This is a genomic window from Nitrospira sp. (genome assembly GCA_015709715.1).
Classification (GTDB): Bacteria; Nitrospirota; Nitrospiria; order Nitrospirales; family Nitrospiraceae; genus Nitrospira_A.
This window is the reverse complement of sequence record CP054184.1, coordinates 127,118-148,542: the sequence shown is the minus strand read 5'-3', so window position 1 is coordinate 148,542 and position 21,425 is coordinate 127,118. Positions and strand designations below refer to the sequence as shown.

At 60.1% G+C, this 21,425-nt stretch carries 19 protein-coding genes and 2 pseudogenes; 18 read left to right on the top strand and 3 right to left on the bottom strand.

Going from position 1 to position 21,425, the window contains the following annotated elements; genetic code table 11:
* The first annotated feature begins 35 nt into the window (after positions 1 to 35).
* From HRU82_00650 to amrB, 14 genes are all read left to right on the top strand, one after another.
* Entirely contained in the window at positions 36 to 869 is an 834-nt protein-coding gene (locus HRU82_00650) for a fatty acid desaturase (protein ID QOJ33547.1), read from the top strand.
* Positions 870 to 1,011: 142 nt separating this feature from the next.
* Positions 1,012 to 1,899, top strand: coding sequence for an Mrp/NBP35 family ATP-binding protein (locus HRU82_00645; protein ID QOJ33546.1), 888 nt, complete (start codon positions 1,012 to 1,014; stop codon positions 1,897 to 1,899).
* A 43-nt stretch (positions 1,900 to 1,942) separates the two neighbouring features.
* Entirely contained in the window at positions 1,943 to 2,248 is a 306-nt protein-coding gene (locus tag HRU82_00640) for a non-heme iron oxygenase ferredoxin subunit (GenBank protein QOJ33545.1), read from the top strand.
* Positions 2,249 to 2,259: 11 nt separating this feature from the next.
* A complete protein-coding gene (locus tag HRU82_00635) occupies positions 2,260 to 2,628 on the top strand; it encodes a hypothetical protein (protein QOJ33544.1) in 369 nt (122 codons plus the stop codon).
* Positions 2,629 to 2,634: 6 nt separating this feature from the next.
* The gene (locus tag HRU82_00630; protein ID QOJ33543.1) at positions 2,635 to 2,985 is read left to right on the top strand and encodes a hypothetical protein; all 351 of its coding nucleotides are present in this window, start codon (positions 2,635 to 2,637) and stop codon (positions 2,983 to 2,985) included.
* A 69-nt stretch (positions 2,986 to 3,054) separates the two neighbouring features.
* On the top strand, positions 3,055 to 3,531 hold the full coding sequence (locus HRU82_00625; GenBank protein QOJ33542.1) for a hypothetical protein: 477 nt from the start codon (positions 3,055 to 3,057) through the stop codon (positions 3,529 to 3,531).
* An 86-nt stretch (positions 3,532 to 3,617) separates the two neighbouring features.
* Positions 3,618 to 3,992: a hypothetical protein gene (locus tag HRU82_00620; protein ID QOJ33541.1), complete on the top strand. Its 375-nt coding sequence runs from the start codon at positions 3,618 to 3,620 to the stop codon at positions 3,990 to 3,992.
* Entirely contained in the window at positions 3,989 to 5,839 is a 1,851-nt protein-coding gene (locus HRU82_00615) for a glutamate mutase L (protein QOJ33540.1), read from the top strand. Before HRU82_00620 ends, HRU82_00615 begins: the two co-directional genes overlap by 4 nt.
* 15 nt (positions 5,840 to 5,854) lie before the next feature.
* A complete protein-coding gene (locus HRU82_00610; GenBank protein ID QOJ33539.1) occupies positions 5,855 to 6,982 on the top strand; it encodes a hypothetical protein in 1,128 nt (375 codons plus the stop codon).
* 5 nt (positions 6,983 to 6,987) lie between these two features.
* Positions 6,988 to 8,235 (top strand): hypothetical protein, encoded by a 1,248-nt coding sequence (locus HRU82_00605; protein QOJ33538.1) that lies wholly within the window; start codon positions 6,988 to 6,990, stop codon positions 8,233 to 8,235.
* Positions 8,232 to 8,882, top strand: coding sequence for a hypothetical protein (locus tag HRU82_00600; GenBank protein ID QOJ33537.1), 651 nt, complete (start codon positions 8,232 to 8,234; stop codon positions 8,880 to 8,882). The genes HRU82_00605 and HRU82_00600 overlap by 4 nt, the downstream gene beginning before the upstream one ends.
* On the top strand, positions 8,879 to 9,724 hold the full coding sequence (locus HRU82_00595; protein QOJ33536.1) for a hypothetical protein: 846 nt from the start codon (positions 8,879 to 8,881) through the stop codon (positions 9,722 to 9,724). Before HRU82_00600 ends, HRU82_00595 begins: the two co-directional genes overlap by 4 nt.
* A 5-nt stretch (positions 9,725 to 9,729) precedes the next feature.
* Positions 9,730 to 10,485 (top strand): hypothetical protein, encoded by a 756-nt coding sequence (locus HRU82_00590; protein ID QOJ33535.1) that lies wholly within the window; start codon positions 9,730 to 9,732, stop codon positions 10,483 to 10,485.
* Positions 10,486 to 10,548: 63 nt separating this feature from the next.
* A complete protein-coding gene (amrB, locus tag HRU82_00585) occupies positions 10,549 to 11,796 on the top strand; it encodes an AmmeMemoRadiSam system protein B (protein ID QOJ33534.1) in 1,248 nt (415 codons plus the stop codon).
* Between the two features lie 8 nt (positions 11,797 to 11,804).
* Here the strand turns inward: amrB and HRU82_00580 are convergent, their stop codons facing one another.
* From HRU82_00580 to HRU82_00570, 3 genes are read right to left on the bottom strand one after another with little or no spacing between them, the layout of a single operon-like run.
* The gene (locus HRU82_00580; protein QOJ33533.1) at positions 11,805 to 12,188 is read right to left on the bottom strand and encodes a hypothetical protein; all 384 of its coding nucleotides are present in this window, start codon (positions 12,186 to 12,188) and stop codon (positions 11,805 to 11,807) included.
* 58 nt (positions 12,189 to 12,246) lie between these two features.
* Positions 12,247 to 13,287: a TonB family protein gene (locus HRU82_00575; protein QOJ33532.1), complete on the bottom strand. Its 1,041-nt coding sequence runs from the start codon at positions 13,285 to 13,287 to the stop codon at positions 12,247 to 12,249.
* A gap of 28 nt (positions 13,288 to 13,315) precedes the next feature.
* Positions 13,316 to 13,837, bottom strand: coding sequence for a peptidylprolyl isomerase (locus HRU82_00570; protein ID QOJ33531.1), 522 nt, complete (start codon positions 13,835 to 13,837; stop codon positions 13,316 to 13,318).
* Between the two features lie 126 nt (positions 13,838 to 13,963).
* Here HRU82_00570 and HRU82_00565 point away from each other — a divergent pair.
* The 4 genes and pseudogenes from HRU82_00565 to HRU82_00550 all read left to right on the top strand — a co-directional run bounded on the left by HRU82_00565 (position 13,964) and on the right by HRU82_00550 (position 20,932).
* Positions 13,964 to 15,564 (top strand): annotated as a pseudogene (locus HRU82_00565) (SAM-dependent DNA methyltransferase).
* Positions 15,561 to 16,796 carry a restriction endonuclease subunit S gene (locus tag HRU82_00560; GenBank protein ID QOJ33530.1) on the top strand — a complete coding sequence of 412 codons (1,236 nt, stop codon included), beginning with the start codon at positions 15,561 to 15,563 and terminating at the stop codon, positions 16,794 to 16,796. The pseudogene HRU82_00565 and the gene HRU82_00560 overlap by 4 nt, the downstream one beginning before the upstream one ends.
* A 12-nt stretch (positions 16,797 to 16,808) precedes the next feature.
* Positions 16,809 to 17,753 carry a DUF4268 domain-containing protein gene (locus HRU82_00555; GenBank protein QOJ37063.1) on the top strand — a complete coding sequence of 315 codons (945 nt, stop codon included), beginning with the start codon at positions 16,809 to 16,811 and terminating at the stop codon, positions 17,751 to 17,753.
* Positions 17,750 to 20,932 (top strand): annotated as a pseudogene (locus tag HRU82_00550) (type I restriction endonuclease subunit R). Before HRU82_00555 ends, HRU82_00550 begins: the two are co-directional and overlap by 4 nt.
* The last annotated feature ends 493 nt before the right edge of the window (positions 20,933 to 21,425 follow it).

The following is a 21,425-nucleotide window of genomic DNA, read 5'->3' as shown; positions in this document are numbered from 1 at the left end:
GAACACGAGTTGCGCACAGGACCCGAAGGAGTACGATGGGCGACTCGTCCGCACAATCCACCTGCTGGGGCACCGTGTCCCTGTTCACCGCGATCACCCTCCTGACCCTCATCGGAGTGCCGCTCTTCGCCTATTTCTATGACTATACGGCTCTCGATTGGGTGCTGCTCGGCGTCCTCTATATCGTGACGGGTCTGGGTATCACCGTGGGGTATCATCGTCTGTTCACCCATCGCAGTTTCGAGAGCCATCCCTGGGTCAAGGCCTGCCTGCTCATTGCGGGGGGGTGGGCGATGCAGAATTCCGCGCTGCTCTGGTGCTCGGACCACATCCGTCACCATGCCCACACCGACGAGGAAATCGATCCGTACAACGCCCGCAAGGGCTTCTGGCATAGCCATGTGGGCTGGTTGTTCAAGAACACGCCCTACCGAGAGGACCGGTTCGGCGCGAAACTCCGCACCGACCCGATGGTCATGTGGCAACACCGATACTACTGGCCCATTGCGGTGTCTGGTTTGCTCCTGCCGTTCACGGCCGGATACCTCAACAACGGGGTTTCCGGCGGGCTGGGCTGTTTCCTGTTGGCCGGGCTGCTCCGCGTCGTGCTGGTGCTGAATTCGACCTTCACCATCAACTCCCTCTGCCACATGGTCGGAAGCCAGCCGCACGGCACGCAGGACAGCAGCCGCGATAGCTGGTTGATCTCGTTCATCAGCTTCGGCGAGGGCTACCACAACTACCACCACACCTATTCGCGCGACTACCGTAACGGATCGAAATGGTATAACTTCGACCCCTCCAAGTGGCTGATCTATTCCCTATCCCTGTTCGGCTGGACCTACAACCTCCACCGGGAACGTACGTAGCCCTGTTCCTGTCGGCCTCAACCCTCTTCTGCCTAGAGCCGGCTGCGTCCACTGACCCATTTCTTTTGTTCGGTGCGATGGCTTAAGATGGCGACGACGCGACGCTCTCGTGGGGGAGGTCGGTCACGGAGGAGGATTCAGCATGGCGGAACAACAAGGCGGCGCGCCCCAACAGGGGGATGCGTCCACCCGACCCAATATCATTCCCGGCGTGAAACATGTGATCGCCGTCAGCAGCGGTAAGGGCGGAGTCGGCAAGTCCACGGTCTCCGTCAACCTGGCGGTCGCTCTGGCACTGAGCGGCGCCAAAGTCGGCCTGCTCGATGCGGATATCTATGGTCCGAATATCCCCATGATGATGGGCGTCGAAAAGACGCCCGAGCAACAGGACGGCAAGATCACCCCGGCCGAAAGTCACGGCGTCAAATTGATCTCGATGGGCTTTTTCGTACCGGAAGACACGGCGGTGGTCTGGCGCGGACCGATGGTGCATACGGCCATCCAACAGCTCTTCCGCGATGTATTGTGGGGCGAGTTGGATTACCTGCTGATCGACCTGCCGCCCGGCACGGGCGACGCGCAACTGACCCTCACGCAACTCGTGCCGCTGGCCGGCGCGATCACGGTGACGACGCCGCAGGAAGTCGCGCTGCACGACGTGCGCAAAGGCATGATGATGTTCCAAAAGGTGAACGTGCCGCTGCTCGGGATCATCGAAAACATGAGCTTCTTCGTCTGCGGGCATTGCGGCGAACGGACCGAAATCTTCTCCCACGGGGGGGGCGAGCGCGCGGCGGAAAAACTCGGCATTCCGTTCCTCGGGCGGGTGCCCATCGATCCCGCCATTCGGGCGGGAGGAGACTCCGGCAATCCGATCGTCGTCGCGAAGCCCGATTCGCCGCAAGCGAAGGCCTTCCGTGAGATCGCCGACAAGATCGCCGCGGCCCTGCAGAAGGGCGGGGCGGGGGCGGCGAAGAGCCGCATCGAGAGTCTCTTGCAGAAAATCAAACGACCGGCTACCGGCAACTGAGCGGGCACCGGCTCAGAACCGGTCCCGACCGACAGGAGGACCTATGGGTGAGTTGATTCGCGTCGCAGGAACAGGGGATGTCAAACCGGGCAGCGGGATGGTGGCGGAAGTGAACGGCAAAGCCATCGCACTGTTCAACGTCGAGGGCACGTTCTATGCCATCGACAACACGTGCGTCCATCGAGGCGGCCCGTTGGGGGAAGGCGATGTCGAGGGCGACGTGGTCTCCTGTCCCTGGCACAATTGGCAATTCAACGTAAAGACCGGCGCCTGCGTCAACAACCCGTCGGCGAAAGTCACGACCTACGAAGTGACCGTGGAAGGCAACGACATCAAGGTTCGTTTGTAAGGGAGGTGCCCATGGCTGAGAGTGGATTGACCCCGCAGCATATCGAGATCGCCGAAACGTTCGTGCGGCTCTACGTGTTCCTGACCCAATACATCGACCGCTGTGAAGACGAGGCACAGCGCAAGGAATACCCGGAGGAGGAACTGCAGAAACACCTTTCCGAGACCCGCGCCAAGATGATGGACATCCTCAAGGTCAACCCGGTCGTCAAGGGCAAGGTGGAGAAGGAGTGCGAGCGGGTCCTCACGTTGGGAGCCAAGAGCCTCAAAGGCGGCACGGACAAGGTAGCCGCGCTCGACGTGCTGGGCGCAGAGCGGGTCGTGTTGAAAAATAAGACGATTGCTTTGAGCGATCTCCTGGCGGTGTATCGCGCGCTCTAGGTCGTTATGGTCGATCAGGCGGGAGAGAAACACCAACTCGCCGGTTTCGATGACAGGGCGCGTGGCTTCAACCGTCCGGTAGAATTCCTCCGCACCGCCGCCGGCTACCAGGCGTTGTGGCGGTACGAGGCCACAAGGATCGAAAGCGCCGAAGCCACGACGCCGGCAGAAGCGCTCCAACACCTGATCAACCACCTGCAGCGAGAGGGTTTCACGCAACTGCGGAGTCAGCAATGTTACCGCGGCGGGGTTTATCTGGGATCACAGGAGCCCTGGATCGAGTATCCGGACCTTCCGCCGCCGGCAGAGGTGGGCTTACTGGGTCTCATCAAAAAGTGGTTCGGGCGACCAGGCTAAAACTTCCTACTCATTGACGGATCGGCGTTCCAAGCCTATAGTGCCTATGTCCCACAATTGGACAGGCCTATGCGCAGGAATCCATTCGCCGGTCGGCAACGTTCTATTTCACCCACGATCGTCCGGGCAAGCAGCGCGGTCGTTTTTGCCGTCACGCTGCTCACTTCACTCCCCGCCGATGCCAAGATCTACCGCTGCGAAGGGCCCAACGGATCGACACTGCTTACGGACCAGCCGAAGGGCAAGCAAAACTGTGTGGTGATCAACACGGCGACCCCGTCGCTCCCCGGTGGGTTCACGCCGCCGAGAGAGGCCTCCTCGTTTCCACCCCCGCAACTTCCACCGGACGCAGTGCCGCCGGCGGCGCAACTGACGGCGCCACGACCATCGATGCCGGGCGAGTCCAACTTCACCCCTCCGCCTCAGACCGAACCCCAAGCACAAGCCGCGCCGGAAGCGCAACATTGCTCGCCGCGCGTCAATCCGTTGAACCCCTTTGCCGGCATGAATTGCCCACCGCAGTCCGGCGAGACCAAGAAGCCGTAAGGCTGCGCAGACCCTTTGATTGACTCTCCCCTTGCCCCTTCCTATAATGCGAAAAATTACCGTTTACTGTGTTCTGACAAGCACTTATGGCTCTGTTCTCCACCGCGCGTTCATCCCGTCGCATCCAAGATCTTCGCGCAGGCCTCCGGCATGCGTTTGCCGTCCGGCCCGCCGGCGACGACCTGACGGCTGACGACCTGGCCTTGCTCGACCGAGTGGCGGAGGCCGTCGTTGCACGGCACATGGCCGGCCCTGCAGTCCTGTTTCTGGAATCAATGGGACCGATGAGCTTCCTTGGGAGCCAGGCCTTGCTCTTTCTCGCGCCCATCATTGAATGTGCCGTGAACGGCACGGACTTGGCTCAAATCGCGCGGCTCCTCGAACGCCGAGACACCCTCATCCGTCTGATCGCCTTGATTGAAGCCAAGGCTGCTCCTTCCCAAGGAGCCTCGTCTCGATGACCGCTCCGCAGGCGTCTCCACAGCCAGCCAGCGATCGGCCCTTGCACGTCATCGTCGCTACCGACTGCGGCAGCACTACCACCAAAGCCATCCTGATCGAACGCATCGGCGACGAATATCGCCAGACCTATCGCGGCGAAGCGCCCACCACCGTCGAGGCGCCTTATGAAGATGTCACCCGCGGGGTGTTGAATGCCATCGCGGAGATCGAAGAACTCTCCGGGCGCACGATCCTCGACGGCGATCACATCATCACGCCCAACCAGGCGGGGCAGGGCGATCCGAAGCGGGGCGTGGATATCTACGTCTCGACGAGCAGCGCTGGCGGCGGCTTGCAGATGATGGTGACCGGCGTGGTGCAGAACATGACCGGGGAAAGCGCCCAACGGGCGGCCCTCGGCGCAGGCGCCATCGTGATCGACGTGCTGGCCTCCAACGACGGGCGGATGCCTTACGAAAAGATCGAGCGGATCCGCAGCATGCGCCCGGACATGATCCTGATGTCCGGCGGCACCGACGGGGGCGCCGTGACACATGTCGTGGAAATGGCGGAATACATCGCGGCGGCGGAACCGCGCCCGCGCTTCGGCAGCACCTACCGACTGCCGCTGGTCTATGCGGGCAACAAGGATGCACAGCCGCAGATCCAGAAGATTCTCGGCGAGAAGACGGCGCTGGAGTTGGCCGACAACCTCAGGCCCGTCCTCGAACGGGAAAACCTCGCGCCCGCGCGCAACAAGATTCACGACCTCTTTCTCGAACATGTCATGCAGCAGGCACCGGGGTACAAAAAGCTCATCGAGATGGCCGGCGCGCCCATCATGCCGACGCCGGCCGCCGTCGGCGTCATCATGGAGACCATCGCCAAGCGCGAGGGCATCAATTTGATCGGCGTAGACATCGGCGGCGCCACCACCGACGTGTTTTCGGTCTTCGGCGGCACCTTCAACCGCACCGTGAGCGCGAACCTCGGCATGTCCTACAGCATTTCGAACGTGTTGGCCGAGGCAGGACTCGACAACATCATGCGCTGGGTGCCGTTCACCATCGACGAGCAGAGTCTGCGCAACCGTATCAAGAACAAGATGGTGCGGCCCACGACGATTCCGCAAACACTCGACGAACTCCAGATCGAACATGCCATCGCCCGGGAAGCCCTGCGGCTCGCCCTCATTCACCACAAGTCGCTCGCGGCGGGCCTCAAGGGCGTGCAGCAAGAACGGACGATCTCCGACGTGTTCGAGCAGCAGACCTCCGGCAAGACCTTGATCGATCTCCTGAAGCTGGACCTGATCGTGGGCAGCGGCGGCATCCTCTCGCATGCGCCGCGCCGCGTGCAATCCATGCTGATGATGGTGGACGCCTACGAGCCGCTCGGCGTCACGACCCTCTCGGTGGACAGCATCTTCATGATGCCCCACTTGGGCGTGCTCTCCACCATCAACGAGCAGGCGGCGACCGACGTCTTCATACGGGATTGCATGGTCTATCTCGGCACCTGCATCGCGCCGATCGGCAAGGGCAAGGACGGTGACCGTTGCGCGGACTATGAAATTGCCATGCCGGACGGACGGATCGAGAAGGGGACGCTGGCGTTCGGCGATCTGAAACTAATCCCGCTGACGCACGACCAACAGGCCACGGTTACGATGCAGCCGACCAAACAGGTCGACCTCGGCAACGGGCCGGGACAGAGTCTGACACGCACGGTACAGGGCGGAGTCGTCGGGCTCATGCTCGATGGACGCGGCAGGCCGTTACAGTTGCCGAGCGACCAACAGGCTCGTGTGGCCGCCTTGAAGCGGTGGTATCAGGCCGTCGATCTCTATCCACAAAGCGGCTTCTAGGGACAAGGCGACAGGATGGCGCATAGTTACACACCGGGTTTGACCGTCACCGAACGGACCACCGTCCACCGCCGACGCATCCTCCCGCTGCCGGGCACGGTGCTGGTCCAGGCCGGCGAAGAGGTGCATGCCGAAACGGCCGTCGCCCGCGCAGAACTGCCCGGCAAGGTCATTCCCCTCAACCTGGCCAATCAGCTGGGCATCGCGCCGGACGAGATCCACGAATATCTCGTGAAGAAAGAGAAAGACGCCGTCGCCAAGGACGAAGTCCTGGCGGAAAACAAACCCTTCATCAAGTGGTTCAAAACGGAGATCCGTTCGCCAGTCACCGGCACGGTGGAGTCCGTCTCCACCATCACCGGGCAGGTGCTGCTCCGCGAGCCGCCCCGGGTGCTCGAATTGCGCGGCTACATCGACGGAACGATCGCCGAGGTACATCCGGCACAGGGTGTGACCGTCGAAACCACCTGCAGCCTGGTACAGGGCATCTTCGGCATCGGCGGAGAGACCGGCGGCGACCTGGTGATGGGCGTGACCTCGCCGGACCAACCGCTCCATCCCGAACAACTCACCCCCTCGATGAAGGGCAAGATCGTCGTCGGCGGCTCCTTCCTGTCCGCCGTCGCCATGGCCAAGGCCAAGGATATCGGCGTGGTCGGGATCGTCGTCGGCGGCATTCACGACAAGGACCTGCGGACGCTGCTGGGTTACGACTTGGGCGTGGCCATCACCGGCACGGAGCAGGTGGGCTTCACGTTGATCCTCACCGAAGGGTTCGGCACCATCCCGATGGCCCCGAAGACCTTCGCGCTCCTGTCGGCCCACGCCGGACAGCGGGCCTCCATCTCAGGCGCCACGCAGATCCGGGCCGGGGTGATCCGGCCGGAAATCATCATTCCGCACGAGACGCCCAAGGTCCAGGCATCTCCTCAGCAGGCCGAGCGCGAGGGCATCCAGATCGGCGACCCGGTGCGCATCATCCGCGATCCGCTTTTCGGGCGCATCGGGACCGTGTGCGGCCTCCCGTCTGAATTGCGGCTGATCCCGACGGAGAGTGAAGTGCGGGTGCTCGAAGTGAAATTTCCCGACGGGACGACAACCGTGGTGCCACGCGCCAACATCGAAGTGATCGAAGGAGCCTGAGCGACGTGCAGCCCCTCGTCCGCCTTCTCTTGTTCATCCTGCTCTGCGCGCTCTGGACCGCGACCTTCGCACCGGCCCAGGCTTCGCCGGCTCCACCGCAACACCTGCAGGTCTTCGACACGCCCAGCGACGGGGGCGGCAGCTTGACCGTCTTGTGGGCACCCTCGGCTGCCGACAGCGCCACCGCCAAGTACCAAGTCCTCTTCCATGAGGGCGTGGCACCGCGAAACCAGGCGGACTGGAAGGTACTCGCTGAATTTCCTGCGAACAGCCACTACGTGCGCGAGGCCAAGGCCAGTTGGTGGACCAGGCCCGGCGCGCTGGACGACCATGTCTATTTCATCAAGAACGGGAAGGGTGTCGAACTCAAGGCAGGCCAGGCCTATGCCGTGACCGTAGCGGTGGTGGCCGATCAGGAACGCGTCTTGGCGGATTCGCAACTGGCCTCGCCGGAACCGAATTGGATGAACTGGAACCAGCTCAACAACCTGCTGCTCGCGCTGCTCTTCGGGGCGGTGGTGTTTTACGCGATCAACCTGGCCAAGCGGAAGGAGATCTTTCTCCGCCGCATCCCCGGCCTGGATGCGGTCGACGAGGCCATCGGACGCGCCACCGAATTGGGCAAACCGGTGCTCTACATGACGGGCGCCCACGACATGAACGATCCCTCGACCATCGCCGCCGCCGTCATCCTCGGTCGCGTGGCCAAGAAGGCCGCGGCCTATGAAACGGAGTTACTCGTTCCGCACCGTGAGCCCATCACCATGGCGGTCTGTCAGGAGATCACCAAGCAGGCCTATTTAGAAGCGGGCAAACCGGACCTGTTCAAGGAAGACGCGAATTTCTTCATCACCAGCGACCAGTTCAGCTACACGGCGGCGGTAGACGGCATCATGCTGCGGCGGAAACCGGCGGCGAATTTCTTCATGGGCTCCTATTTTGCGGAGTCGCTGTTGCTCACCGAAACGGGCGCAAGCACCGGCGCGATTCAGATCGCCGGCACCGATTCCGATCACCAGCTCCCGTTCTTCGTCACGACCTGCGACTACACGTTGATCGGCGAGGAACTCTACGCCGCGAGCGCCTACCTGTCCAAGGAACCGATTCAGATCGGCACCTTACGCGGGCAAGATTTGGGCAAGGCCTTCATCCTCGGCGTGATCGGACTCGGGACCATCCTGGCGACCCTGGCGGTAGTGACCGGCGCGACGTGGCCGCAGCTGATTCTGGACCTCTTCAAGGACCTGAAATGATCTTTCTTCGCCGGCAGCTGCCGCTGCTCATCACGCTAATCACCGGCCTGGTCATGGCGGCCCAGTACTACGTGCCGCATCCCTCGTCCGAACAACTATTGACCACGGTCACCAAGTGGCTGCAGATCATCGGCGGCTTCGCGCTGGTGTTGGGTGTCACGAGCCTGTTTCACCTGCATGCGGCGAAGATACGCCGGAAGGAAGCGGGATGGGGCTACAGCCTCGTGCTCTACGCCGGCATGCTGGGCACTATCGCCGTCGGCCTCTGGAACCACGGCAAGGAAAGCATCGATGGGGCGATGACCTCCTTCGGCTGGGTCTACTCGTATATGCTCGTGCCGCTGCAGGGCACCATGTTCGCGATCCTGGCCTTCTTCATCGCCTCCGCAGCCTACCGGTCGTTCCGCGCCCGCAGCCGCGAAGCCGCCGTGTTGCTGGTCGCCGCCGTCATCGTTATGATGGGCCGCGTGCCCTTGGGCGAATACATCTTGCCGCTGAGCGGAGACCTGTCGAGCTGGATCTTGAACGTGTTGAACGCCTCCGTCCGCCGCGCCATCCTCATCGGCGTGAGTCTGGGCGCCGTGGCCCTTTCCTTCAAGATCATCTTCGGCGTGGAACGGTCCTACCTGGGCGGAGGAAAGGAATGAGCCTCGCCGAACGTATGTTGCGGATCGACCGGCGGGTCATCTTCCTGGTGATCGGCCTCTGTACGCTGTTCCCGCTGCTGTACCCGGTCGGGCTGCCGATCAAGATTTCCCCCGAAGTGCGGGCCGTCTACGACTACATCGAGAACCTGCCCGAGCAGTCGGTGTTTCTGCTGTCGCTGGATTTCGACCCGGCCTCCAAGCCGGAACTCTACCCGCAGGCCGTGGCGATTCTCCGCCACGCCTTCAAGAAAAACCTGCGCGTGGTGGCGATGACGCTTTGGGTGTCGGGCACGGGCTTGGCCGATCAAATCATTACCCAGGCTGCGAAGGAAGCGGGGAAGGTGAACGGGACGGATTACGTGTTCCTGGGCTGGAGTCCCGGCGGCAGCGCGGTGATCTTGAACATGGGGCAGGACCTCTATAACGCCTTCCCCGCCGATTATGGCGGCAAGGCCACCAAGGGGCTGCCGGTCCTGGCCGGCGTGCAGAACCTGCGCGACGTGACCTATGCCATGAGCCTGGGGGCGGGCAATCCCGGCGTCGAGGCCTGGTACGTGTTCGGCAAGGACAAATACAAGTTCGAACTGGGCGGCGGCTGCACCGGCGTGATGGCGCCAGGCCTCTATCCCTTGCTCCGGAGCGGCCAGATCAACGGGCTGATCGGCGGTCTGCGCGGCGCGGCGGAATATGAAACGCTGGTGGGGGCGAAAGGCAAGGCAGTGGCCGGCATGGACGCGCAGTCGGCTACCCACATGGCCATCATCGTGCTCGTGATGATCTGCAACCTCTTCTACTTCTCGCTGCGGCGGCAACAACGCCGCCAGCCTGGCATGGGGGCCTAGACAGGATGGAACTCTCCTTCGCCACCATGTTGGGCGCCTGGGTCGCCACGGGACTGACGCTGTTCATCCTGTCGTTCCTCTATGAGGACAACCCGCTCTTCAAACTTGCCGAGCACCTCTATGTCGGCGTCTCGTTGGGTTACACCATCGTCAAGGCTTACGACACGGTGGTGATGACGCTCATCATCCGGCCGATCATCGACAAGGGGGAATGGTCGCTGCTCATCCCGGTCGCCATCGGGATGCTGATGCTCACGCGGTACGTGCCCAAGGCCGCCTGGCTCTCACGCTACGCCTTTGCCTTCATCGTGGGCGTGGGCGCGGGCCTGGCGATTCCGCGGACGATCTCATCGTTCATCCTGAAACAGATCGAGGACACGGTGAGGCCGTTGCTGTCGGTGGCCCCCGGTGAGGGCGTCACCTTCACCTGGTCGCTTTTGAATCCGGCCAGCAACCTCAACGGTATCATCATCCTCATCGGAGTGGTCTCGGTCCTGTTCTACTTTTTCTTCTCGGTGGAGCATTCGGGGCCGGGCAAGATGGTCGCGCGCGCCGGCATCATGTTCCTGATGATCTCCTTCGGCGCCGCCTTCGGCTATACGGTCATGGCCCGCATGTCGCTTCTGATCGGCCGGCTGACGGACTTGATCGAATTTTCCGACGCCTCCTACGGCCGTCCGACCCTCTGGCTCCTGTTGCTGACCGTCGCCACGCTCATCATCCTGAGTCAACGCGGCAGCGCCCATCCGCCGGAACGTTAAGCCACCGAACACCTACCTTCCAGTTGCGCCTGAGAAGACCGCTCCGTTAGAATGCGCTTCACCATGGACGCCACCACCGCCGCACCAAAAGATCCTGCGCTCTGTCCGCTGCTCCGCAATCTGCAGTTCACGCCCATCAAGCAGGGTGAAGAGCAGTACGTCGTGCTCTGGGACCCGACCGGATTGAGCAAGGAGAAGCTGGTCCTGCCGCTGAACTATTTCTTCATCGTGCAGCACCTGGACGGCGAACACAGTCTGCCCGAGATCGGGACGATTTACCTGAAGCGCTTCGGCGAATTTCTCATGCCCAACAAGGTCGAGCAACTCATCGCCGACCTGGACGAGAAACTCTTTCTGGAAGGGGAACGGGCGGAACAGGCTAAACGGCAGGCACTGGACGCCTACCGGCAAGCGCCCCACCGGATAGCCGCCTTTGCAGGCCGCAGTTACGAAGCCGATGGGGCCAAGCTGCGCGCCCAGATCAAGGGCTTCTTCACGTCGAAGGAAGGGCCGGAGATCAAGGCCTCGGAACATGCGGGGAAGCCCATCAAGGGGCTGGTGGCTCCGACCTACGAACCCAAACATGCCGGGCCGGTCTATGCCTGGGCCTACAAGGAACTGCAGGAGGCCCAGCAACCGGAACTCTACGTGTTGCTCGGCACGGCCTTCTCCGGTCTGGAGCAACTGGTCGCGGTGACGGATAAGGATTTTGAAACGCCGCTGGGCGTCGTGCCGGTCGAACGGAGCGTGACCGACGTGCTACGCGCGCAGCTACCCATGGTCTTCAACGAGGAGTTGGTCCATCAAAACGAACATGCCTTGGAATTCCAATTGCCATTTTTGCAAGCAAGCCTCGGGAAGGACCGGCCCTTCCGCATCGTCCCCATCCTCACGTCGTTCTCGGCGGACAGCCTCCGCGACGCCCAGGTACGCGAGAAGGTGGAGACGTTCCTGCGGGTCTTGAAGGAAGCCCTGTCGGCCTACGGCAAGCCCTACTGCGTGGTGGCCGGGGCGGAACTCGCCCACATCGGCATGCGCTACGGCGACTCGGCGCCGCCGACTGATTTCTCCTTCCACCGCTGTATGCAGACCGATTTGGAGATGCTCAAACACGTGGAGAATCGCGAGCCAGAAGAATTCGCCAGGTTCATCCAGAAGGAAAACGACCAGCGCCGCATCTCGGGCTTCTCGCCCATCTACCTGCTGCTGCGTTTGATCCAGGCGGAAACGGGGCAGGTGCTGCGCTACGACCGCGGCATCACCGATCAATACAATTCCACGGTCACCTACGCCAGCATGACCTTCTTCTAGGCCGCTCCCTATTCCGGCACGCCGCCGGCCGGGTCGGTATATCTGGTCGGGGTCGTGAAACGGTCCCAGGTGGTGACCAGGCCCTCTTCGAAGTACACACGAAACGCGCTGGTCACACAGGCATCCCGTCCGATCGGCGGATAGAGCCAGACCTGAAGCAGCTTCCCAGCCCTCTCCTGCTCCTTCTTACAGACCGGAGCCCCCATCGCCAGGTATACCTGATCCTGCGTCATGCCGCGCAGAATCTTCCCGTGATCGATGGCCCAGCGCACGCCCTCCGGGTAAGACGGATAGAGGTCCGTCATCAGGCGGTGACGGTCCCCATCGCAGCCCGAGACAGCCGTCGCAACGAGGATGAGGCTACCGTAGAGCAGGGAGTGCATGGTGATCATAGGGCAAAGGTCCCGACCGACACACATCGTGGCGGCACGCGCGCCCACGCTGACCGGCTCACGGCCTCGACGTGGTCGAATAGGTTATGGGAAGGGTCACAATGACTTTGGCTTGACCAAGCGGATGTCTCAGCTTCAATGGAGAAAGGCCGCGTACGCTCTGCATGGCGGCCTGGTCCAGCAGGGGGATGCCCGAACTTCTGTCGATCCAGCTATACGGAATGGTGCCGTCCGATCTGATGATGGTGGACACTACCACCGTGCCCTCCCATCCGCTCTCAACAGCCTGCGCAGGATAAAACCCGATGTCCGTAAATTTAGCAAACACATCTCTTGCGAGCCAGGTGTAATCATGGCGGCCTCCCTGGAGAGCCGCTCGATCCGGAGCAGGTAATGCATATTGGATGGGAAACTGGACTTCAACCCTCCGGGGATCGGGCGAGCAGCGTCGATCGTAGACCGACCCCACGCTCTGAATGGTTGCAAGCGCATGCGCGTCGAGGTCTGGGTGGCCGGAGCTTTCCTGAATCTGCGCATCGATGATGGTGCCGTCCGCTTCCACGAGAACCTTGGTCATGACGATCCCTTCCCGCGCAGCGTGTTTTGCCTCTTCGGGATATTGCTGAATGGCGCGGACCGTTCTTGTGAGTGAATCCGCAATCAACCGCTGCAGAACACCGAAAGGATGACTCCTGGATGCCTGGTCAAGTTCGTAATGGATCGGGACAGCAACGGATAACAGCTCGTTTCGCTCTAACGGGATATGGGCTGAAATAGGAAAACTTCGCTCAACCGTCTCGATTGCATCCACTATCAGGTCCGTGCAGCCTGAGTGACGATATACCTCCAAGCCGGCCAGACTGCCGTCCGACTTAATCAACGCCTCGACGAGGACCCATCCCTCCCAACCCTCCGTCTTCGCCCGATCAGGATATCTGAAGCCGGACTGTACTTTGTGGCTGATGACATGGGCGAGTTCGCTGCGATCGGAGATTCGCGGCTCGAACGAGACTCTCTCTGGAGTGATACAACCCGCTAGAAGCAGGAGAATAATCGAGCGCGAGAGGCAGAAAGTGACATGAAGAAAGTGACGGTTCATCCGCTGAGTGATCCGGGCGGTGCCGAGTTTACTCCTTCACCGTCACCTTCATGCGGATCGGCTCCAGCGGGTTGTCGCGTTCATCGCGCGCCACCTTGGCGATCAGGTCGATCACCTCGATGCCGCGAAAGATTTCGCCGAAGACCGAATAGCGACGATCGAGCCCGCTGTTGTCATCGAGGCAGATGAAGAACTGCGAGCCGTTGTCGTTGAAGTCCCTGGTGCTCGTCCCGTCGCGAGGCATCTTGGCCATGGAGAGCGCGCCGCGTTTGTGCGGGCGATCGTTGGGTTCGGGGTTGAGGAAATAGCCGGGGCCGCCGGTCCCGTGCAGGTGACGCTCGGGCTGTTTGCTCAAGGGGTCGCCGCCCTGGATGAGAAAGCCCGGGATCACGCGATGGAACGTCGTGTCGTCGTAGAAGCCCATCTTGGCCAGGTTGATGAAGTTTTCGACATGGCGCGGCGCGTCGTCCGGATAGAACCGGATCTTGATCTCGCCGAACTTCGTGGTGATCGTGGCCCGCGGATCTTTCTTCTGGAATTGGATCGTCATGGGCCCAAATCTAGCAGGCCCGATATTCCAACGGCAAGGGGAGGGGCAACGGCCAGATTGTCTCGCCACCGGAGAAAGGGTATCCTGCTGCGGCTTGCAGCGGACACATGTTTCACGAAGCCCCAGATGCAATGGATTGCCCCATCGGAAAAAGACAGGGCGACGGACGCGCTGGAAAAGCGTCTGTGGGACGCAGCCGATCAGCTGCGGGCCAATAGCGGCCTCACCTCGGCCCAATATTCCTGGGCCTCATCTTCCTCCGCTTCGCCGATGTGCGCTTTGCCAAGATCCGGGCCGACCTGGAGAAGATGGCATCCTCGTCACGGCGCGGCTCACGCGTGGACGAACCATCAGCCTACCATGCCGAAGGGGTGCTCTATCTCACGCCGAACGCCCGCTTCGAACAGCTCCTCCATCTGCCGGAGGGCAGCAATGCCGGCAAGGCGATCAATGAAGCCATGCGCGACATTGAAAAGCACAATCCCCAGCTTGCCGGGGTGCTTCCTAAGAGCTATGAAGTCTTTGTAGGCACGTTGTTGAAGGATCTGCTCAAGCGCGTGTCCGAAATCCCGGCCACCATGGATTACGACGCCTTCGGCCGCATCTACGAATACTTCCTCGGCGAGTTTGCCAGGACGGAAGGCCAGAAGGGCGGCGAGTTCTACACGCCTTCCGGCATCGTGCGTTTGCTGGTCGAAGTGCTGGAGCCCTACCATGGCCGCATTCTGGACCCGGCCTGCGGCTCCGGCGGCATGTTCGTCCAAAGCGCCCGTTTCGTAGCCGAGCATAAGAAGAACCCTTCGTCAGAATTGGCTATTCACGGACAGGAGAAAGTCTCCGCCACCGTCGCCCTCTGCCGGATGAACCTGGCCATGCACGGCCTGGAAGGGGATATCAAAGAGGCCATTACCTACTACGACGACCTGCACAACAGCACGGGCAGATTCGACTTCGTCCTCGCCAATCCGCCGTTCAACGTGAACGCCGTCGATAAGGAACGGCTGGAAGCCGAGGTCGGCAAGGGCCGCCGCTACCCCTTCGGCCTGCCGCGCACGGACAACGCCAACTATCTCTGGATTCAACTCTTCTATTCGACATTGAACCAGACCGGGCGAGCCGGATTCGTCATGGCCAACAGCGCCTCCGATGCCCGCTCGTCCGAACAAGAACTTCGCAAACAGCTCATCGAAGCCCGTGCGGTGGACGTGATGGTCGCCGTCGGGCCGAACATGTTCTACACGGTCACGCTGCCCTGTACCTTGTGGTTTCTGGATCGATCAAAGCAGAAGACGCCGAGGGCCGACAAGGTCCTCTTTCTCGATGCACGGCACATTTACCGTCATGTGGATCGGGCGCACCGCGACTGGACCGAAGGCCAAATCGGATTCATGGCGAACGTCGTCCGGCTCTATCGGGGGGAAGAGCCGGACTTCACCCTGGGCGGGCCTGAGGCCGGAGCCAAGCTGAAGGAAGTGTTCGGCAAAAAGCTGAAGTTCGCTGATGTGCCAGGACTATGCAAAGCCGCCACGATCAAGGAGATCAAAGCGCAGGGCTGGAGCCTGAATCCCGGTCGATACGTTGGCGTGGCACCCGGCGGGGAAGTCAGCGACGAGGACTTCAAGGAACAGCTCGAAACGCTAAACGAAGAACTGGAAATGCTCAACGCGCAGGCACGCGACCTTGAAGGAACCATCGCTCGGAATGTAGCGGAGATTCTGGAGGCGTGACGTTGCACGCACACAGCTGGCCTGAAACGAGAATTGGAGATATTGGAGAGGTCTTCACAGGTCGGACTCCGCCGACCGAGCGACAATCCTACTTTGGGGGAGAATTTCCGTTCATAACGCCCACAGATATGCATCAAGGAAAGTTCGCCAGATCTACACAACGGACTATTTCGAATGAGGGTGCAGAGCTACTGAAACGGATTCAAATCCCGCCAAACAGCATTTGCGTCTCCTGCATTGGCTGGCAGATGGGCGAGGTGATCATGACCGATCGCCCATCGTTCACCAACCAACAAATCAACACTATCGTTCCCAATGGGAAGGTCGACCCATCATTTCTGTTCTATTCGCTGCTCCCCCGAAAGAGCGAGCTGCTTTCGCTCGGCGCCGCTACTGGAGTCAGAACGCCGATCTTGAACAAGTCCGCTTTCTGCGACATTAAGGTAAAAATTCCCGTGCTGCCGCTCCAACGCCGAATCGCAGGCATCCTGTCGGCCTATGACGACCTAATCGAGAACAACCAGCGGCGCATCAAGATTCTGGAAGAGATGGCCCAATCCCTCTACCGCGAGTGGTTCGTGCACTTCCGCTTCCCCGGCCACGATAAAGTCAAAATGGTTTCTTCTCCCCTCGGCTCTATCCCACAAGGGTGGGGAGGTCGATTTGGTGATCTTGTCACTATCGAGCGTGATGGCATCAACCCATTTGAGTTTCCCCAAGAACTGTTCGAACACTTCAGCATTCCTGCATTCGACAATGGCCGACAACCAGCAACCGAACTGGGTGAGACGATTTTGAGCGGGAAATACTGCATCAATAGTTCATGTGTCTTACTCTCCAAGCTCAACCCACGAATCCCACGAATTTGGCTCCCAGCAACAAGTGACCAGCGTCGCGCCATCACTTCGACTGAATTCCTCGTCCTGAAACCACGGCCAGGAACCACTCGTGAATTTATTTATGCCAAATGTTGTTCTGAAGAGTTCGCGGGTCAGTTCGCCAGTCTCGCAATAGGCACGTCAACTAGTCATCAACGCGTCAAGCCCGAAAACCTCCTTACGATCCCAGGCACCGTATCCGATCGATCGATAATCGAACGGTTTTCCTCAGTTGTCGCCCCAATGTTGCTACTCAGCCAACAGCTTCGAGGGAAAACTCAGAATCTCCGCCGCACCCGAGACCTGCTACTCCCGCGGCTGCTGTCAGGGCAGATAGCAGTGAAGGAGAACTGAATCATGGCTGGGATCCGAAACCTCAGCAAGTTGATGCGCGTGCCGCTACGCGAGGCATGGAAGCACGAGGCCGGCGAGCTCACGCCATGGCTTGCTGAGGCTGACAACTTGAACACCCTTGCGGACGCCCTCGGAGTAAGTGAACTGGTCCTTGTTGCCACAGAACATTGGGTTGGCGATTTCAAATTGGACATTCTTTGTTCGGATGGCGATCAGCAGGTCATCATCGAAAATCAGCTTGATGAAACGGACCACAAGCACCTGGGCCAGATCCTCTCCTACGCGGCCGGGGTGGGCGCCAACAAGGTGGTGTGGTTGGCGGAATCGTTCCGCCCCGAGCACATCGCTGCGCTTCAGTTCCTCAACGAGAACACGACCGAGAACCTGAGTTTCTTCGGTGTGCAGATCGAGTTATGGCGCATCGGTGAATCGCCGCTTGCGCCGAAATTCGAGGTCGTCGTAAAACCCAACGATTGGGCGAAGATCGGTCGTGAGCAGGCGCGTGCCGTATCCTCTGCCTCACCGACCAAACAGTTGCAGCAGAAGTTCTGGACGGCTCTCGTTGAAAGACTTGCGAAGAACGCACCACATATTCGACCCCAGAAGCCTCGCCCTCAGCACTGGCTGAACAATTCCATTGGACGTTCCGGTTTCGGTCTGACCATCACGGCGAACACCCGCGACGAGCGCCTCGGGGTAGAATTGTGGATTCCGGGAGCGGAGGCCAAAAAGCATTTCGCTGATCTGCTAGTACAGAAGCAGGTCATTGAAGGGAAGTTGGGATTTGAGCTGGACTGGCAGGAACTCCCGGATGCCAAGGCTTGCCGGATAGCCACCTGGTACTCACACGCATCCATCGAGGATGAGAGTCGCTGGGATGAATATTTGAACTGGCTCACGGAGCGACTGGTGAAAATGGATCAGGTGCTCCGGCCGATTGTGAAAGCGTTGCCGTGAGTCCTCACACGTACACCGAAGACTCTCTCGTCGAACAACCGGCCATCCAGCTTTTCTCTAAGCTGGGTTGGCAGACGGTCTCGGCTTTGGAAGAAGTCTTCGGTGTCGGTGGCACGCTGGGGCGTGAGACGAAAAGCGAAGCGCTGCTTCTTCCTCGTCTCCGTACCTCCCTCGAACGCCTCAACCCCTCTCTCCCACCCGAAGCGCTCTCGCAAGCCATCGACCAACTCGCCCGAGACCGCTCTGCCATGAGCCTGGCGGCGGCGAATCGGGAAGTGTACGGGCTGCTCAAAGACGGCATTGAGGTGACTGTTGCGGATGCCGCGAGCGGCGGCCAGGAGCCAAAGCGGATCCGCGTGATCGATTGGGAGAATCCTGCCGCCAACGATTTTCTGTTGGTAAGCCAGCTCAGCGTGACAGGTTCGCTCTATACCCGCCGGCCTGACCTTGTCGGGTTCGTGAACGGCCTGCCCATCGTCGTGATCGAGTTGAAGAAGCCCGGTGTCCCGGCGCAGCAGGCGTTCGACGACAATCTCACCTGTTACAAATCGGATATCCCCCAGCTCTTCTGGTTCAACGGCCTGATGATCGCCTCCAACGGAACGGAAAGCCATGTCGGCTCGCTCACGGCAGACTGGGAGCGTTTTTTTGAGTGGAAGCGGATCGAACACGAAGACGAACCCCGCCGGGTGTCGCTGGAAGTGATGCTCCGCGGCACCTGTGAGCCGTCGCGCCTGCTGGATCTGCTTGAAAACTTCACTTTGTTCTCCGAGCGCAAGGCCGGATTGGTCAAGGTGCTGGGACAGAATCACCAGTTCCTCGGGGTGAACAATGCCATTGCCGCCACGTTGACCGCGTGGAAGGAGGGCCACGGACGAGGCGGTGTCTTTTGGCAGACACAGGGTTCCGGCAAGAGCTTCTCGATGGTGTTCTTCGCCCAGAAGATTCTCCGCAAGGTGCCCGGCAATTGGACCTTTGTCGTCGTGACCGATCGGGTTGAACTGGACGACCAGATTGCCAAGACGTTCAAGGCTTGTGGTGCGGTCAGTGAGACAGAGAGTGACCAATGCCACGCCCAAAGCGGGAGGCAGTTGCGGCAGTTGCTTGGCGAAAACCATCGCTATGTCTTCACGCTCATCCACAAATTCCAAACTCCTGAACTACTGTGCGACCGCTCGGATGTCATCGTTCTGACGGACGAAGCCCACCGGAGCCAATACGACCAGTTGGCCCTCAATATGCGTGCCGCCTTGCCCAACGCCCTTTTCCTCGCCTTCACCGGCACGCCTTTGATCGCAGGGGAGGAGCGGACGCGCGAGGTGTTCGGCGACTACGTCTCGGTCTATGACTTCCAGCAGTCGGTGGAAGACGGCGCGACGGTGCCGCTCTTCTATGAGAACCGCACCCCGGAACTGCGTTTGGAGAATCCGAACCTCAACGACGACATCTACAACCTGATTGAGGCAGCAGGACTCGACGACGAGCAGGAGAAGCGACTGGAACGGGAACTCGGCCGGCAGTATCAACTCCTGACGCGCGACGACCGCTTGGAGACGATCGCCAAGGATATCGTCCAGCACTTCCTCGGGCGTGGCTTTCAGGGCAAGGCGATGGTCATTTCCATCGATAAGGCGACAGCCTTACGGATGTACGACAAGGTCAGGGTGCACTGGAACGCAGAAGGGACGCGTGTCGCGCAGGAGTTGGCCAGGCTCAGGACGTACGGGGCTAAGGCCGCCGATCCCGATCGTATCCGGGAACTCAAGGCGCGCCTCGATGTGATCCATACGACCGACATGGCGGTCATCGTCTCCTCCGCCCAGAACGAGATTTCGGACATGAAGAAACTGGGTCTGGACATCGCGCCGCACCGCAAGCGCATGAACGATGATGAGCTGGACGAGAAGTTCAAAGAAGCGAAAGACCCGCTGCGCCTGGCCTTTGTCTGTGCCATGTGGCTGACCGGTTTCGATGCGCCGAGCTGTTCGACGATCTATCTCGACAAGCCGATGCGGAACCACACCCTGATGCAGACCATTGCCAGGGCGAACCGCGTATTCCCTGGCAAACACAGCGGCCTGATCGTCGACTATGCCAATGTCTTCGAGTCATTGGAGAAGGCGCTCGCCCTCTATGCCAAAGGAAAAGGCGGTGAGCGTCCGATCCGCGACAAACGGAACCTTGTCGAAAGTCTCCGTCAGGCGATCACCGAAGCGACGTCCTTCTGCCAGGCCCATGGGGTGAGCTTGGAGGAACTTGAAAACATGTCTGTCGGAAGTTTGGACCGCCTCACCAAGATCGCAGAGGCCGTCGAGGCCCTCATCTCGCCGGACCCGCTGCGCAAGGATTTTCTGGCGCAGGAACGTTGGGTGCGGACCCTCTTTCAAGCCGCGAAGCCCGATCCTTCGGTGTTGGAATTCGCCTCACGTGTGGCTTGTCTCACGACCATCGCTGACTCGATCCGTAAATGAACCGGCGAAGGACCAGCGGATATCTCAGCGGTGATAGCAGACTTGAACAAGATTCTGGATGCGTCAGTGGCGGCGGACGGTTTCCACATTCCTCAACGCACAGACGGTCATGGAGTCATCGATCTGACGAAGATCGACTTTGACGCCTTGGCCAAGCGGTTAAGCGAGTCCAAGACCAAAAACATCGACCTGGAGCAGCTCAAAGCGGCCATCCGCTCGAAGCTGGATACGCTGATTCGTCTGAACCGGATCAGGGCCGATTATCTGGCGAAGTTTGAGGAATTGATTGAGTCCTACAACGCAGGGAGCTGCAACATCGACGAGCTGTTCAAGGAGCTGCTGGCGCTGAGCCGCAGCCTGAATGAGGAGCAAGAGCGGCATGTTCGTGAACACCTGTCCGAGGAAGAATTGGTCATTTTCGACATCCTCACCAGGCCGGCTCCAGCGCTGAGTGGAGAGGAGCGTGCGGAGCTGAAGAAGGTGGCCAAGAATCTGTTAACAAAACTGAAGCAGTTACTCGTTCTGAACTGGCGTCACACCGTCGCGGCTCGGTCACGGGTGAAGCTCGCCATCGAAGATGTTCTCGACCAAGGCCTGCCTCGTGCCTACACGCCGGACATCTACAAACAGAAATGCTCCGCAGTGTTCGAACATGTCTACGAAGTCTACGGGGACCGAAGCGGACGACTTTACATGGGCGGAGAATAGAGCACTATGACCGGCACAACGAAAAACAAGAGGCAAAATAAATGTCACAAAAACCTGGTTTCGAACCAAAACATCTTGGAGAAGCATTCCTTCGGCTGATCATATGCCTTGTCGCGGGTTGTCTTTTCATCTTCTGCCTGAGCAGGTCTTTCCCTTACGAAAACAGAGGTCCTGGCGAGGCGTGCTCTCCCCAGCGCTACAATCTGACTGCCCTTTTCGACACCAATCAGGTGGATCTTCTCACTATCATGTTGGCTCTCGCCGCATATACCAGCGGAGTAGTGCTCCATTTTAAGAATCAACGGATGGCGATTGAGGAGGATCCCCATAAATTTAAATTGCCAGACCAGAAAACAAAAAAGTGCAGGAAATTACTCAGAGAATTATGTGGGTGAGTCTTGGCGACATCACCATCGTGCTGATCAGAGTGCTCATCTTGGTGCGGATCGTATTCTGGACACAACACAAGACCAACGAAACTGTCGATAGATGC